The sequence below is a fragment of the Aeromonas sp. OTU364 genome (assembly GCF_038440395.1).
Taxonomy (GTDB): domain Bacteria; phylum Pseudomonadota; class Gammaproteobacteria; order Enterobacterales; family Aeromonadaceae; genus Aeromonas.
Genome location: NZ_JASATR010000004.1, coordinates 195,991 through 209,374, shown reverse-complemented (window position 1 = coordinate 209,374; position 13,384 = coordinate 195,991). Strand labels below are relative to the sequence as shown.

Sequence of the window (13,384 nt, the reverse complement as noted above, 5' to 3'; positions counted from 1 at the left end):
GAGTCGATCGGCAGAGCGTCATCTATCGCGTCCACACATGGCGGCAGGCTGTTGTTTTTCCGGGCAGGGGAGGGGGGAGCAAACCCTGTCCGCCAGGTGCCGCGCGGGCAATGGAGCCGGATACCCACTGCTTCGATGCCTCAACTTGATGCAAGAGGGTGATACGAGTTGCTGATGCGCCCCCAAGATGGGGTAATTTCTTGATCTGGCTTGGGAAACGCACACCTTCCGCTTTTTCTTGTCTCTCGCGCTCGTTAGGATAGCCGTCTGGATATGGCCTCTTTGGAGTCACCTATGAGTCAGGCCAGAGCAACAGCGCGGGTCAAAGGCAGCAAACGGGAGGCTGCCGGGCGTTAGCTTGGGTGAAATTCGGCACTGCCACCAGCACGGTGATGCCACAGCGGATAGTAGCGTATGCGGTCTGACACCAGTGACAGCTTGCTAATATCATGATTTAAAATGATTTTTTTGAGGTGCTTATGAAGATGAAACAGAGTTATACGGAAGGCTCTGATATTGGATTAGTACCGCCTTCCATCTAATCACAGTTATAGCTAAATATTAATTACGGAGATAATTTGAAAGTTTCTCAGTATCTAAATAAGACCAATATCATGTGGTGTTGCTTGTTAGTATTGGTTTGTTTGGTCACCCATGGTTTTGTTAAGTACGGGTTGGCACACTATACAGATAACTTATTGCCAGAATTTACAGGAGTGTTCTTTGAACTGTTTGTAGTTTTGCTTGTTTTCAACAAGTGGCAAGAGCGTGAAGAGTCAAAACAAAAAATAGCCAAGGAAAAGCGTCTAAGAGAGTTTCTTATTTTTATCATAAATGAGTTCGCAAATTTTAGGTCTATGCCAGAAGGTTTTAGCTTCTATGGACTATCTCATACCGAGAACCAAACCGTTCTTAATAGGCTAAAGACTGAATTTACAAGTGCTCAAAACACTCCAATTTCGTTCCGTTATAGCTTTATTCAACACTGCCAAATTGATATTGATGCTTTGACTTCACTTTTACCAGTTGCAGCTGATTTATCTGAAGAGCATTTCAAATCTTGGGCTCGTATAGTTTTCTATGTTAAAAAGTCTTCCATGCTTGATATCACAGTTCTTAAAGACTTCGAAAAGTTCGATGAGCATATTGTGAAGTTATTAGATTACATTCGGCGATTCGATAAGGCTTCCTTTGATAAAAAAATCTACCATGGTGCAATTTAGCCATAGCAAACTGTTCAAGAGGGATTCACAACACATGGTATTTTTACTATGCGCTGGTTTCAGTGATGATTAAGATGGTTTATAGCGGTATTTGTATTATGTTATCCCTATAACAAAATGTTATGAGCAGATGAAATAAAGGTAATCAATATGGATGAGCATCTTCAGAAAGTATTTGACCGAATGAAGCAAGAACTGAATCATATTCATTACAGGTGGACTCTATATCGTCAAGTTTTTGGAACTAATCCAAGTAGGATTAAGCTAATAAACAGAACATCTTCAAGCATTTTTGTAGAGTTTCAGTGGTTGATAATTGATTACATGGTTATTTCTTTGAGTAAGCTAACTGATAGGGCCAGAATGCAAGGAAACAACAATTTGTCATTCCATTACCTAATCGAGAAAGTCAGAGGAAACGGTAATGTCGAGCTCACAGATGAATTAAATGCTGAACTTGAAGTGCTGACAATTGCATGTGAAAAATTTAGAGAGATTCGTAACAAACGAGTTGCGCACAACGATCTAGTGGTTGCTCTAGATGAATATGATTCTCCTCTTCCTGGCGTTTCAAGAGCAGATATTGAGAAGGCTCTTTTCCATGCTCGAAACTTAATGAATAAAGTCGAATTACACTTCAATGACAGCCAGACTCTATATGAGGAAATAATTATTCCTCTTGAAAATGATGGGCGATCAGTACTTATTTGGTTGCAAAAAGGGTTAATGTACGAACAACTCGAAGATGAGGGCCTTATTGAGTGTGGAAAATGGCGAGAGCTAGGTGACCTGGACGCATAGCAAGTGCCGTAGGGTGAAATGAAATTGCACCTCTAATTTTGTTCTTCGTACCTTGCACTAAAGCTGCTCAGCAAGCGATGCAATGCGCTGCGTTTATTGCACACTACGTGTTTCGTCAATCCGATGGGGGTTATGGTGTGGAACGCCATGCCCCGTCACCAAAGCAACAAAAGGGGAGATCTGCGCCCCGATTCTTCAGGTCTCCCCGCTTTATATCGCCGCACGCTGTCTGGCGCAGCCTGATTGTCTGCTGACTCACAATCAACAGCTTTGTTTTCCCTATGAGAAGAGCAGAAAAAGGCGTTCCTCACTCATACCTCGCCGCTTCCCAGGCATGTATCGCCTGTTTGCGGGTCTCGCCCCAGTGATAGCCGCCGAGCTTGCCGTTTTGCTGGATGACTCTGTGGCAGGGGATCATCAAGGCGACGGGGTTGGCGCCCACCGCCAGCCCCACGGCGCGGGTGGCCTTGGGGTTGCCGATGGCGCTCGCCACCTGGGCGTAGCTCACTACCCTGGCGGGTGGGATCTCGAGCAGCGCCCGCCAGACGCTGATCTGGAAATTGGTGCCGCTCACGTGCAAGGAGATGGGGCGATCCGGCGTCTTGCTACCATCGAACATGGTGTGGATGACCTCTTGGGTGCGTGACGGTGCATCCCGCAGTTCCGCCGCAGGCCAGCGCTGGGCGAGGGCGGCGAGGGGCGCCTCTGGAGCCTGGTCATCGAGAAACGAGAAGTTGCACACCCCCCGTGGGGTCAGGGCGACGAACGCCTGGCCGAAGGGGGTGTCGTGCACCCCGTGATCGATAACCAGCCCGGCGCCGCGCTGCTTGTACTCCCCCGGCGTCACCGCTTCGAGCTGCACGAAGTGATCGTAGAGCCGCGAGCCGCTGCTCAGGCCCAGGGTATCGGCCACCTCCAGCAGGGAGCGCGATTCGTGCAGCAGCGCCTTGGCCCGCTCCAGGGTCAGCACCTGCAGATAGCGTTTGGGCGTCACCCCGGCCCAGCGGCTGAAGAGCCGCTGGAAGTGAAAGGGGCTTAAGTGAACGTGCGCCGCTATCTCGTCCAGGGTGGGTTGGCGCTCCACCTGGCTTGCAATAAAGGCAATGGCATCACTGATGCGGGCGTAATCGGACATAAGGCGCTCTCACGATAAGGTTGCGGTCGCAGGGTGTTTGGGGGCGACCACGTCATGTGCGACAAATAGATACCCCACCATCGGCCAGCAGGGCAATGCCGGTGGTAAAGCTGGATGCATCGGACGCAAGATAGAGGGCCGAGCGGGCGATCTCCTCCGGTTGGGCCAGCCGTTTGAGGGCATGCATATTCTGCACAAAGGCGAGGCTTTCCGGCGTATCGGTAAAGGCACGTCCCATGGGGGTGTCGGTGCCCCCCGGCAGCAGGGCGTTGACCCGCACCCCCTGCGCCCCGAACTCCGCGGCCAGCACCTGGGTCAGGCCGATGAGGCCCGCCTTGCTCGCGGCATAGGCCGCCATGCCGGGCAGCCCCAGGGTATGGCCGACGAAGGTGGAGGTAAAAATAAGGGAGCCGCCCCCGCGCGCCAGCATGGCGGGGATCTGGTGCTTGGCCCCCACGAAGGCGCTGGTGAGGTTGGTATCCAGGGTCTCCTGCCACTGGGCCAGTGCCATCTCCTGCACGCTGCCCGGCGTCCCCGTGGTGCCGGCGTTGTTGAAGGCAACATCGAGCCCGCCGAAACGCCCCACGGCCAGCTCCACCAGGGCGTTGGCGTACGCTTCGCTTTTCACATCCCCCGCGAGGCTCACCGCCTGGCCCCCGAATTTCCTGATCTCCTCCACTAGGGCATCCAGCTCGGGCTGGCGGCGGGCCCCCAGCACGACCCTGGCCCCCTCCCGTGCAAACAGGATGGCGCTGGCGCGGCCGATGCCGGAGCTGGCTCCCGTGATGATGGCGACCTTGTTAGACAGTTGTGACATGGCAGATCCCTCGCTAGATGTGAATGGCACCTGGTGGCGGCGCCCATGCAGGATTGGCAGACAAGTGGATGGGTTCGAGCCGTTTTGGTTCAAACCCGGTTTTGGTTCGAGTCCACTATGGCCGCTGGCCCCCGTCACGACGACCCGGATCTTGCTCTCTTTGCCCCCCTATCACGGCACCGTGCGCCTGTGTGCGTCCTGGTGGCAACAAAACAGGGGATCTCTGGCCGTCGTTCTTTATAATGCCCCTCCTTTGTGGCCGCCGGGCGAGTCCCCGGCGGCGCCGTTGGCCGCGAGCCGGCCACCCCGATAGAGACGATCCCATGCATACCCTGGAACAGCTGCGCGCAGGCGAACTCTGCGGCGCCCGCCACCTCAAACTTGCCGAAAACCTGACGGTGTTCCCCTCCGAGATCCTGAGCCTCAAGGAGACGCTGGAGGTGCTGGATCTCACCGGCAACCAGCTGAGTCGGCTCCCTGACGAGCTGGCCGAATTCACCAGGCTGCGCATTATCTTCTGCTCCGAGAACCGCTTCACCGAGCTGCCCGAGGTGCTGGGGCGCTGCCCTGCACTCACCATGGTGGGGTTCAAGGCCAACCGGATCGCCACGGTTCCCGCCGCGTCACTGCCTGCGGGGCTGCGCTGGCTTATTCTGACCGACAACGCCATCGAACGGCTGCCGGACGCGCTGGGGCAGTGCGCCGCCCTGCAAAAGCTGATGCTCTCTGGCAACCGCCTGCGCGAGCTGCCGGCGAGCCTTGCCAACTGCCAGCGTCTGGAGCTGTTGCGCATCGCCGCCAACCGGCTGGAGGCACTTCCCGAGTGGCTGCTCGGTTTGCCGCGCCTCGCCTGGCTGGCCTATGCAGGCAACCCCTTTAGCGACGAGCAGGAGCGCCGACTCGGCGAGACGGCAACCGCGGCTGAGATCCCCTGGCAGGCGTTGACGCTGGGGGAGCAACTGGGGCAGGGGGCGTCCGGGGTTATCCACCGCGCAGCACTGCGCTCCGATGAGGGGACGCAGGGGGTGGCGGTCAAGCTCTTCAAGGGGGCCATGACCAGCGATGGCCTGCCTCGCTGCGAGATGGCGGTGTCGCTCGCCGCAGGCAGGCACCCCAATCTCATCGGGGTGGCGGGCCGAGTCAGCGGCCACCCCTCTGGCATGCCGGCCCTGGTGATGGCGCTGATAGACCCTGATTTTGTCAACCTGGCGGGGCCGCCGAGCCTGGACTCCTGCACCCGGGATGTCTATCCGGTGGATCTGACCTTCACCCCGAATGCGCTGCTTGCCATGGCGCAGGGGGTGGCGAGCGCCGCGCTGCATCTGCACGGGCGGGGCATCCTGCACGGGGATCTCTACGCCCACAACCTGCTGCACTCTCTGCTGCACTCTGTTCAGGAACAGGGCCGGGTGCTGCTCGGGGATTTCGGCGCCGCCTCCTGTTATGACGGCGCCGATCGCGAGCGGGCTGCCCGGCTCGAGCGCCTGGAGGTCAGGGCCTTTGGCTGCCTGCTGGAGGAGCTGCTGGCGCGCTGCCATCCCAGGGACGAGGCGCTTGGGGCGCTCCATTCGCTGGCCGAAGCGTGTCTCCTGGAGGCTGTGTTGCAGCGCCCCTCGTTTGCAGAGATTCTTGCCCGGATAGACGCCGTGGCGGCCACCATGGCTGCTGAGCCCGCCTGCGCCTGAGCGCGGTCGGTTGGACGTCATCGGGCCCTCGCTCCCGGTGCAGTGGACAACAAGGCTTGCGCCGTCCCGATGAAGTTGTGATATTGATGCATCATTGCAGATGACGAGAGGATGAGGATGGAAGCGGCGTTTTGGCATCAGAAGTGGAAAGAGAACCGGATTGGCTTTCATCAGGCTGATTTCAACCGCTGGCTGCAATCCTGGTGGTCGGCCCAGCAGCAGGGTGAGCCTGTGCTGGTGCCCCTGTGCGGCAAGTCCCGCGACCTGCTCTGGCTGAGCGCTCAGGGGCATCCGGTGGATGGTTTCGAGCTCTCCGAGCTCGCCATTACCCAGTTTTTTGACGAGAACAATCTGAGTGCAGAGACAAGCGAGGTGGGCCCCTATCGGTGTCACCGGCACGACGACCTGCGCATCTATCAGGGGGATTTCTTCGCCGCCCCCGAGCTTGGCCGCCGCTACCGGCTCGCCTATGACAGGGCCGCCCTCATCGCCCTGCCGACGGCCATGCGCCGCCAGTATGCGACCCTGATGAGCCGCCTTATCGAGGCGGGGGGGCAGGTGCTGCTGGTGACCCTGGAGTATCAGCCGGAGCAGCAGGTGCAGCCGCCGTTCTCGGTGGGGGAGATGGAGGTGCGCACCCTGTTCGAGCGCGACTTTAGCGTGGAGGTGCTGGGGCGCGCCGCCGAGCTGGATCACCCCAGGGTGCTCTCGGGGCAGCTCTCCTATTTCGATGAGGTGGCCTATCGCCTGATCCGTCGGGGCTGAGGCGACGGCGTGATCCCGCCTGATAAAGCCGCTGGCGCGCCAGACTTTGTTACCTCCTTTGACATAGATCAACGTGACAAATCGGGGGAATGCCTAAGATGAGGCTGTTTCTCAATCACTGCAGGTGTCGACCGATACGCTCTGGTTTGAACCATTCGGCCGTTCATCGACTCAGTGTCTGATTTTCACGCTCATGTTCACTTTTGGCGGCTCTGGTCGCAATTGATTATGGTTTTTCCAGCCGACCCCCAGGGGTCGGCTTTTTATTGCCCGCAATCTGCCGTGGGACGGGAGGGAGTCGAGGCCTGATCAGGCCTCGAAGGTGGCGGCATTGAGCCGGAAGGCCCGGGGATCGTCGATGAACTGGCCGGTGATCCGCTCGTCGTGCTCGTGGCCCAGGCCATAGCTGCAGAGGATCAACCGATCCGAGGTGCGCGAGCGCAACTGGGTGATAAAGCGCACCAGATCGGCGCGGCTGAGCCTGCCCACTTCCTCGCGCACCCGCTCTCGCTGATCGAAGCCCAGATCCTTGTTGCCTATGCTGACCCAGAGCCGCTGGCCGCGGCTGCGCAGGTTGGCATCCCGCTCGCTGAGCTGGGCCTGCAGCCCCGCCTTGCTGTCCTGCCACTGCTGCTCGGTGAACTCCAGCATGGCCAGCGGGAAGAGATCGATGAACTCCTCCACCGCATCCAGCAGGATCTGCGGCCCCGCCACCGGCGACTGTATATAGAAGATGAGGCCGGGGTGGCGATTGAGGGGCAGGTTGCCGGCCCCCACCACGTAACCGAGCTGCTGGCGGGTGCGCAGTTCGTGGAAGAAGGTGGAGGACATGATGTGGTTGGCCAGGGTGAAGCAGGCGAGATCCCGCGCCCGGGTGGTGCGGGACTGGTAATAGACCAGCAGCGCCGAGTCTTCGTGATCGCACCCCTGCTCGCGAATGAGGGTGCCCCTGTCCTGAATGGAGATGAGGGGACGGCGGGTCTCGGCACTGGGCTGGCTGCTGACGCCGAGGTGACGCTCCAGCAGGGCGGCCAGTTCAAGCGCCTCGGCGGCGGTCCAGTCGCCGTGCACCAGGGTCTCTATGTGCACCTCGGCAAAGAGCCGGCTGACGAAGTCGGGCATCTCGTCGAGTGCTATGGTGCGCAGGTGGCGCAGCAACTGCTCGAACGGCGGGTTGTTCGGTTGCAGCAAACTGGTGAGCTGGTTGAACAGCTGGGAGATGGGCCTGGTCTTGGACTGGTTCTCCCAGTTGCGGATGAGCTGCTCCTTGATTTCGCTGAAGCGCGCCGGATCAGGGTAGCCCAGGGTCCGGTTGCCGAGGATCATGTCGAGCAGCAGCGGCAGCTTGTCGGCAAAGCCGCTCAGGTTGATGGTAAAGCCCCCCTGATGGGCATAGATCTGGTAGCCGAGCCCGGCGAGCTCGGCCGGGTAGGTGAGGGCATTGAGGTGATCCGTGAGCAGCTCCACCGCGAGCCTGGCCATGGCGATGTGGCGCGGGCTTCTGACCGCATGCTCGCTGTCGATGGAGATATAGAGGCTCCCCTTGGGCACTCCAAACAGGTGCTCGTGCAGGTGCCAGAGCCGAAAACCGGGGCGGTCGACCAGACAGGCCGGCATGTCGGCGCTGAGGGACGGCGTCCTGGCATCGAGGCGGTTGCTGATAAAGGGGTTGGGGGAGGGCAGGTGCAAGGCGGGATCCGGCTCGCTCTGCTGCCAGCGGATCTTCTCCGCCTCGGTGATGCTCTGGACGCTGTAGGGGGTCTGATACCAGCGGGCCAGGCGATCCGTGCTCACCTCCGGCGCCTGTATGGTCACCCGCAGGTTGTGGGGGGTCAGCTTGGCGAGGAAGCGCCGGATCAGGGGCTCATCGTACTCGCGCATCATGTAGTCGCCGTGGAGCAGATCGTCCGGGGCATAGCTGAACAGGTTGAGCACGAGGCCGGAGACGGTGTCGAGCGCCCGGCCCCGCTCCTGGAAGCGGAAGGCGGATTCCAGCACGCTGCGCTTCTCGTCATAACGCCAGGCCTGCAGGCCATGGCGTTCGATGAGTTTCAGGTAGCCGAACAGGTCGGCGATGATGTCGTCCACATGGGCAAGCCCGAGGGGAGTGAGGCCGAAGCTGATGCCAAAGTCCTTGAAGTTGGCGCCGCTGATGCCGCCTCCGGCGGCGAGCTGGTTGACCCAGCCTCTTGCCTTGAGCAGAGAGAGCAGGCTGCCTTCCCCTTCGTAGCCGATGAGGTGGCTCAGGAAGGTGAGGGGCTTCTTGTCGTAGAGGGCATCCACGCTCGGCAGCGGGAAGGTCAGCGCCAGTTTGCGGGTCTCCTTGACCGGGGCTATCTGGATGCGGATGCCGAGATCATCGAGCCGGTAGAGGGGCGCCGAGAGGGCGGGGGGGCCCAGGCGGCGATCCGGAATGGTGCTGAAGAAGCGCTCACACCAGGCCAGCTGGGTTTCAATGGATGCCGGAGAGAGCATCACCAGCGCCATGCGATCCGCACTGTAGTGGGTTTCGTAGAACGCAATGAGGTCGGAGCGCAGATCCCGGCCGGGCAGATCCGCCAGGGTGTCCAGGTTGCCGACCGAGAACTTGGAGAAGGGGTGGGCCGGGTTGACCGTCTCCTTGTGCACCTGGTAGCTGCGGCGCACATCGTCCTGCAGCTTGAGGCGGTATTCGGAGTCGACCGCGTTGCGCTCCTTGTCGACCCACTCGGGGGCGAAGGTGGGGCAGATGAAGAACTGGGAGAAGCGATCCAGTCCCGCTTCGAAGAAGCCGTTGTCGATGTCGAAGAAGAAGTTGGTGAACTCGGTGCCGGTCCAGGCGTTGTTGCTGCCCCCATGGCGACTCATGAACTGCTGGTACTCGCCGGGTTTGGGATAAGTACGAGTACCGAGGAACAGCATATGCTCAAGGAAATGGGCCATGCCCTGGCGATCGACCGGGTCATCGAAATGGCCTGTGTTGACGGCCAGGGAGGCGGCCGATTTATCGGTCTCGGGATCGCAGATCAACAAGACCCTGAGCCGGTTTGCCAGCTCCAGATAGTGATACCGCCGATGGTCGTTGGGACTGGCATATGGGCTCATTGGGGCGTGACTCGCGGTGAATTTATTTGAATTTAAACATGATTATCGACCCCGCTATCTCACGAGGCAAACCCTTTTCTGAGAGGTAGCGCAATTGTTTCCCCCGAGATGGCGGGGTAAGATCCCCCCGCTATTTAAACAGGCCCCCTGGGCGAGGTTGTAATGAAAATCTACATCATGCGTCATGGCCAGGCTGGCATGAACGCAAAGACTGATGAACAGCGTCCACTGACCGAGCAAGGCATCGAAGAGTCCATCCACATGGCGAGCTGGTTGGCCCCTCAGCTGGCCGGCTCCCTGAGCCTGGTGATCCACAGCAACTACCTGCGTGCCAGACAGACCTGGCAGGCCATCTCTGCCGAGCTGCCCGAGGCCCAGAAGGTCGAGGAGAGCGGCGAGATCACCCCCTACGGGGATCCGGCCTTCGTGGCGAGTTATCTCACCGCGCTGGCGGCGACCCACGACAACATCCTGATGGTCAGCCACCTGCCCCTGGTCGGGTATCTGGTGCAGAGCCTCTGTCCGGCGGCGGGCGCGCCCATGTTTGCCACCTCGGGTCTGGCCTGCATCGAGTGGCGAGATGGCAAGGGGGCCTTGCTCTGGCTGGAAGGACCGCATACAATACGGTAAAAGTTAATAAAAAGTTACAGATTGGTTTTTTGGGGAAGAGAGAGTCGATTTTTCCGGTTTTTTATACAAAATTTACGGAATTATCTCGCATAAGCTGCTGTCATACGGATACAACTGCAAGAGGTTGCAAACGATGAGAGTGTTCAAGAAGTACCTGCCACTGATGGTGGCAAAGCATGTCAAAACCTTCTTCAAGGGGCGGATCTACATCCACGGCAGGGGGCGCTTCGATTTCCAGTCGGGCCTGCTGATGATGCCACTGCAAGCCGATATTCCCCACCGCCAGACGGTGCTCGAAGTCAACGAGCTGATATCGAGGCTGCACATGGATGCCGCTTGAGTCGCATCTATGGTGTCATCTCCCCCTCATGCCCGCCCAGTGCGGGCATGATTGTATCTGGGGCTGAGTGAAGCAGTTTGAACCCATTAATATCGATTTCCGGATAAGGTTGCCGCGCCCCGCATCAGCATGCTTGCTTATCCTGTTTGCCTCTCTATACTCCCGCGAAATATCCACCCCCTTTCTCTGGACATAGCGATGCCCCTTGCCTTCCTGTTCCCCTTCTCCTGCATGGCCATCTGGGCCGGCAACGGCATCGTCAGCAAGCTGGCGGTGGGGGTGCTCTCGCCGGCCGCCCTGGCCTGGTCGCGCTGGATGGTGGCGGCCCTGGTGCTGACCCCCTTCCTCGCGCGGCGGGCCTGGCGCATGCGGGACAAGCTGCGGGCCGGTTTCTCTAAGCTGGCCATGCTGGCTCTGCTCGGCATGGTGCTGAACCAGACCTTTGGCTACTACGCGGCCCAGACCCTGGGGGCCACCGAGATCGGGCTGATGATGGGGCTGACCCCGCTGATGACGGTGCTGCTCAGCATCTGGCTGCTGCGCGAGCGCCCCACCTGGGGGGCCCTCGTCGGCGGCGTCATCTCCATCCTGGGGCTCGCCATCCTGCTGGGGCAGGGGGATCCTACCCGGCTGCTGACCCAGGGCATCCATATCGGCTCCGTCTACATGCTGCTCTCGGCGGCCACCTATGCGCTCTACAGCGTGCTGCTCAAGCGCTGGGATCTGGGGCTGGACAACTGGTCCATGCTCTACGGCCAGGTGCTCTGCAGCCTCTTGTTCCTCACCCCCTTCTACCTGCTGGTGGACGGGCACTGGCCGGATGGCAGCGCGCTCTGGCTCATCCTCTACGCGGGGATCCCGACCTCGGCCCTCTCGCCCTGGCTCTGGATGCAGGGCATCGCCCTGCTCGGGGCCAGCCGCACCGCCATCTTCATGAACCTGCTGCCGGTGATGACGGCTGCCCTTGCCATCAGCTGGCTGGGGGAGCGGCTCACCAGCTATCACCTGATCGGCGGCGGCATGACACTGCTGGGAGTGCTGCTGGCGCAGCTGCTGGTCAAGCCTGTGAGGGTGCGGCGGCGGGCCCGGCTCGCGATGGCGGGCTGTCAGGAGAAGTAGGATAAAAAAAGACCGCCCAGGAGGCGGTCTTTTTGGTCTGGTGCCTGCGTCACTGCGCCGTCAGATAGAGGTCTTTGGCATAGACCAGATCTTGCGGGTTCTGATAGGGGTAGCCCTTGACGTTGGGCTTGAGCAGCCGTGACTTCACATAGAAGTAGACGGGGGCTATGGGGGCCTCCGCGTCGATCAGTGCCTCGGCCTCCTGATAGAGGCGGTTGCGCTCGGCCGGATCCTTGGCGTCATGGGCCTTGGCCAGCAGGGCATCATAGGTCTTGTTGAACCACTTGCCGCTGTTGGCGCTGCTGCTGGAGGTCATGATGTCGAGGAAGGTGGAGGCATCGTTGTAATCCCCGTTCCAGGAGTAGCGACTCACACCGAAATCCCCTTCGTTCAGGGCCGAGACCATGGTCTTCCACTCCATGTTGTTGAGCTCCGCCTTGACCCCCAGGTTGTGCTTCCACATGGAGGAGATGGCCAGCGCTATCTTCTTGTGCCCCTCGTTGGTGTTGTAGAGGATGTCCACGTCCAGCGGATTCTGCGGCCCGTAGCCCGCCTCGGCGAGCAGCGTCCTGGCCTGCTTGATGCGTTCTTCCTTGCTCATCAGCTCGCTGGCGGGGCGTTTTAGCTCGAAGCCATCCACGCTCGGCGGGGTCAGGCTGAAGGCCGAGAGCTGCCCCTGTCCCAGGATCTTCTCCGTGATGGTGTCCCTGTCGATGGCCAGGGAGAGCGCCTTGCGCACCCTGACGTCGTCGAAGGGTTTGCGCTGGGTGTTGAACACGTAGTAGTAGGTGGCGAGCATGGGGGCGCTCACCAGCTCGTCCGGGCTCTGGCGCTTGATCTGCTGATACTGCTCCAGGGGATAGGTGGTGTAGTGCAGCTCGCTCGCACGATAGCGGTTGTAGGCCGCGGTATCGGAGACGATCTCCAGGTAGATCACCTTGTTCAGCACAGTGTGCTCGTTGTCCCAGTAATGGGGATTGCGCTCGGCGATGAGCCGCTCGTTGGGGGTCCACTCCTTGAGGGCGAAGGCACCGTTGGAGACGATGTTGCCGGGCTTGACCCACTCGTGACCGAACTTCTCTATGGTGGCCCTGGGGGCCGGGAAGGTGGTGTAGTGGGAGAGGGTCTTCAGGAAGAAGGGGACAGGGGCCTTGAGGGTGATCTGCAGGGTGTGATCATCGAGGGCCTTGATACCGAGGGCATCCGGGCTCTTCTTGCCCTGCACCACGTCGCTGGCGTTGGCGACGCCGGTCAGCTCGATGAACCAGGCGTAGTTGGAGGCGTTCCTGGGATCCGCCGCCCGCTGCCAGCCATAGACATAGTCCGCCGCCGTCACCGGCTCGCCGTTGGACCACTTGGCATCGGGTCTGAGCTTGAAGGTGTAGACGGTGCCGGAGTCATCGAGCTCGTACCCGAGCGCCCCCGCCGCCTGCAGCTTGCCGTCGCCATCCAGGGTGTAGAGCCCTTCGAACAGATCGTTGACGACGTCGCTGCCCGCGTTCTCTTCCACCATCTGGGGGTCGATGGAGGCGGGCTCTGTGCCTATGTTGCGCACGAAGGTTTGCTGGGCACCGGGCAGCAGCTTGGTGCCTTCGGGCACCTGGGCCGCCAGGGCGGGGAGGGAGATCAGGGCGGCAACCGCGCCGGCAATGAGAGTCCTTTTCATTGAATATCCTTATGTTTTTTTGCTTCCAAAGCCGAGCCAGTGTGCTGGATCGAGGAGGAGATCTCAAGAGGGGGAGCGGCGGGTGCCGGGAGAGAGTCGCGGACGGGGAGGGGCGGGGT

At 59.9% G+C, this 13,384-nt stretch carries 11 protein-coding genes; 7 read left to right on the top strand and 4 right to left on the bottom strand.

Features of this window, described 5'->3' with window-relative positions:
- Nucleotides 1-626 precede the first annotated feature (626 nt).
- Together AAHB08_RS06915 and AAHB08_RS06910 are read left to right on the top strand one after the other, a co-directional pair.
- The gene (locus tag AAHB08_RS06915; RefSeq protein ID WP_342058507.1) at nt 627-1,223 is read left to right on the top strand and encodes a hypothetical protein; all 597 of its coding nucleotides are present in this window, start codon (nt 627-629) and stop codon (nt 1,221-1,223) included.
- A 150-nt stretch (nt 1,224-1,373) separates the two neighbouring features.
- Nucleotides 1,374-2,024 (top strand): AbiU2 domain-containing protein, encoded by a 651-nt coding sequence (locus tag AAHB08_RS06910; RefSeq protein ID WP_342058506.1) that lies wholly within the window; start codon nt 1,374-1,376, stop codon nt 2,022-2,024.
- A gap of 307 nt (nt 2,025-2,331) precedes the next feature.
- Here AAHB08_RS06910 and AAHB08_RS06905 read toward each other — a convergent pair whose 3' ends face one another.
- Entirely contained in the window at nt 2,332-3,159 is an 828-nt protein-coding gene (locus AAHB08_RS06905) for a bifunctional transcriptional activator/DNA repair enzyme AdaA (protein ID WP_342058505.1), read from the bottom strand.
- A gap of 52 nt (nt 3,160-3,211) precedes the next feature.
- Complete coding sequence (locus AAHB08_RS06900; protein ID WP_342058504.1) at nt 3,212-3,976, bottom strand: SDR family oxidoreductase; 765 nt, start codon at nt 3,974-3,976, stop codon at nt 3,212-3,214.
- 323 nt (nt 3,977-4,299) lie between these two features.
- Here AAHB08_RS06900 and AAHB08_RS06895 point away from each other — a divergent pair, with 323 nt between their 5' ends.
- Both AAHB08_RS06895 and AAHB08_RS06890 read left to right on the top strand, forming a co-directional pair.
- Nucleotides 4,300-5,661: a leucine-rich repeat-containing protein kinase family protein gene (locus AAHB08_RS06895; RefSeq protein WP_342058503.1), complete on the top strand. Its 1,362-nt coding sequence runs from the start codon at nt 4,300-4,302 to the stop codon at nt 5,659-5,661.
- 117 nt (nt 5,662-5,778) lie between these two features.
- Nucleotides 5,779-6,426 carry a thiopurine S-methyltransferase gene (locus AAHB08_RS06890; protein WP_202045395.1) on the top strand — a complete coding sequence of 216 codons (648 nt, stop codon included), beginning with the start codon at nt 5,779-5,781 and terminating at the stop codon, nt 6,424-6,426.
- A gap of 309 nt (nt 6,427-6,735) precedes the next feature.
- Here AAHB08_RS06890 and AAHB08_RS06885 read toward each other — a convergent pair whose 3' ends face one another.
- The gene (locus tag AAHB08_RS06885; RefSeq protein WP_342058502.1) at nt 6,736-9,510 is read right to left on the bottom strand and encodes an insulinase family protein; all 2,775 of its coding nucleotides are present in this window, start codon (nt 9,508-9,510) and stop codon (nt 6,736-6,738) included.
- A gap of 162 nt (nt 9,511-9,672) precedes the next feature.
- Between AAHB08_RS06885 and sixA the strand changes: the two genes are divergently transcribed.
- The 3 genes from sixA to AAHB08_RS06870 all read left to right on the top strand — a co-directional run bounded on the left by sixA (nt 9,673) and on the right by AAHB08_RS06870 (nt 11,599).
- Entirely contained in the window at nt 9,673-10,140 is a 468-nt protein-coding gene (gene sixA, locus AAHB08_RS06880; protein ID WP_342058501.1) for a phosphohistidine phosphatase SixA, read from the top strand.
- Between the two features lie 133 nt (nt 10,141-10,273).
- A complete protein-coding gene (locus AAHB08_RS06875) occupies nt 10,274-10,480 on the top strand; it encodes a DUF1107 domain-containing protein (RefSeq protein ID WP_005324080.1) in 207 nt (68 codons plus the stop codon).
- 198 nt (nt 10,481-10,678) lie between these two features.
- Nucleotides 10,679-11,599: a DMT family transporter gene (locus AAHB08_RS06870; RefSeq protein ID WP_202045401.1), complete on the top strand. Its 921-nt coding sequence runs from the start codon at nt 10,679-10,681 to the stop codon at nt 11,597-11,599.
- A gap of 49 nt (nt 11,600-11,648) precedes the next feature.
- On the opposite strand, the gene AAHB08_RS06865 is transcribed toward AAHB08_RS06870, so the two are convergent.
- Nucleotides 11,649-13,265: a peptide ABC transporter substrate-binding protein gene (locus AAHB08_RS06865; protein ID WP_202045403.1), complete on the bottom strand. Its 1,617-nt coding sequence runs from the start codon at nt 13,263-13,265 to the stop codon at nt 11,649-11,651.
- Nucleotides 13,266-13,384 lie beyond the last annotated feature (119 nt).

Bases quoted from the DNA above. Each gene is read 5' to 3' on its own strand.
- AAHB08_RS06890 (WP_202045395.1), top strand. From the start codon at position 5,779: ATGGAAGCGGCGTTTTGGCATCAGAAGTGGAAAGAGAACCGGATTGGC.
- AAHB08_RS06865 (WP_202045403.1), bottom strand. From the start codon at position 13,265: ATGAAAAGGACTCTCATTGCCGGCGCGGTTGCCGCCCTGATCTCCCTC.
- AAHB08_RS06905 (WP_342058505.1), bottom strand. From the start codon at position 3,159: ATGTCCGATTACGCCCGCATCAGTGATGCCATTGCCTTTATTGCAAGC.
- sixA (WP_342058501.1), top strand. From the start codon at position 9,673: ATGAAAATCTACATCATGCGTCATGGCCAGGCTGGCATGAACGCAAAG.
- AAHB08_RS06900 (WP_342058504.1), bottom strand. From the start codon at position 3,976: ATGTCACAACTGTCTAACAAGGTCGCCATCATCACGGGAGCCAGCTCC.
- AAHB08_RS06895 (WP_342058503.1), top strand. From the start codon at position 4,300: ATGCATACCCTGGAACAGCTGCGCGCAGGCGAACTCTGCGGCGCCCGC.
- AAHB08_RS06870 (WP_202045401.1), top strand. From the start codon at position 10,679: ATGCCCCTTGCCTTCCTGTTCCCCTTCTCCTGCATGGCCATCTGGGCC.
- AAHB08_RS06910 (WP_342058506.1), top strand. From the start codon at position 1,374: ATGGATGAGCATCTTCAGAAAGTATTTGACCGAATGAAGCAAGAACTG.
- AAHB08_RS06885 (WP_342058502.1), bottom strand. From the start codon at position 9,510: ATGAGCCCATATGCCAGTCCCAACGACCATCGGCGGTATCACTATCTG.
- AAHB08_RS06875 (WP_005324080.1), top strand. From the start codon at position 10,274: ATGAGAGTGTTCAAGAAGTACCTGCCACTGATGGTGGCAAAGCATGTC.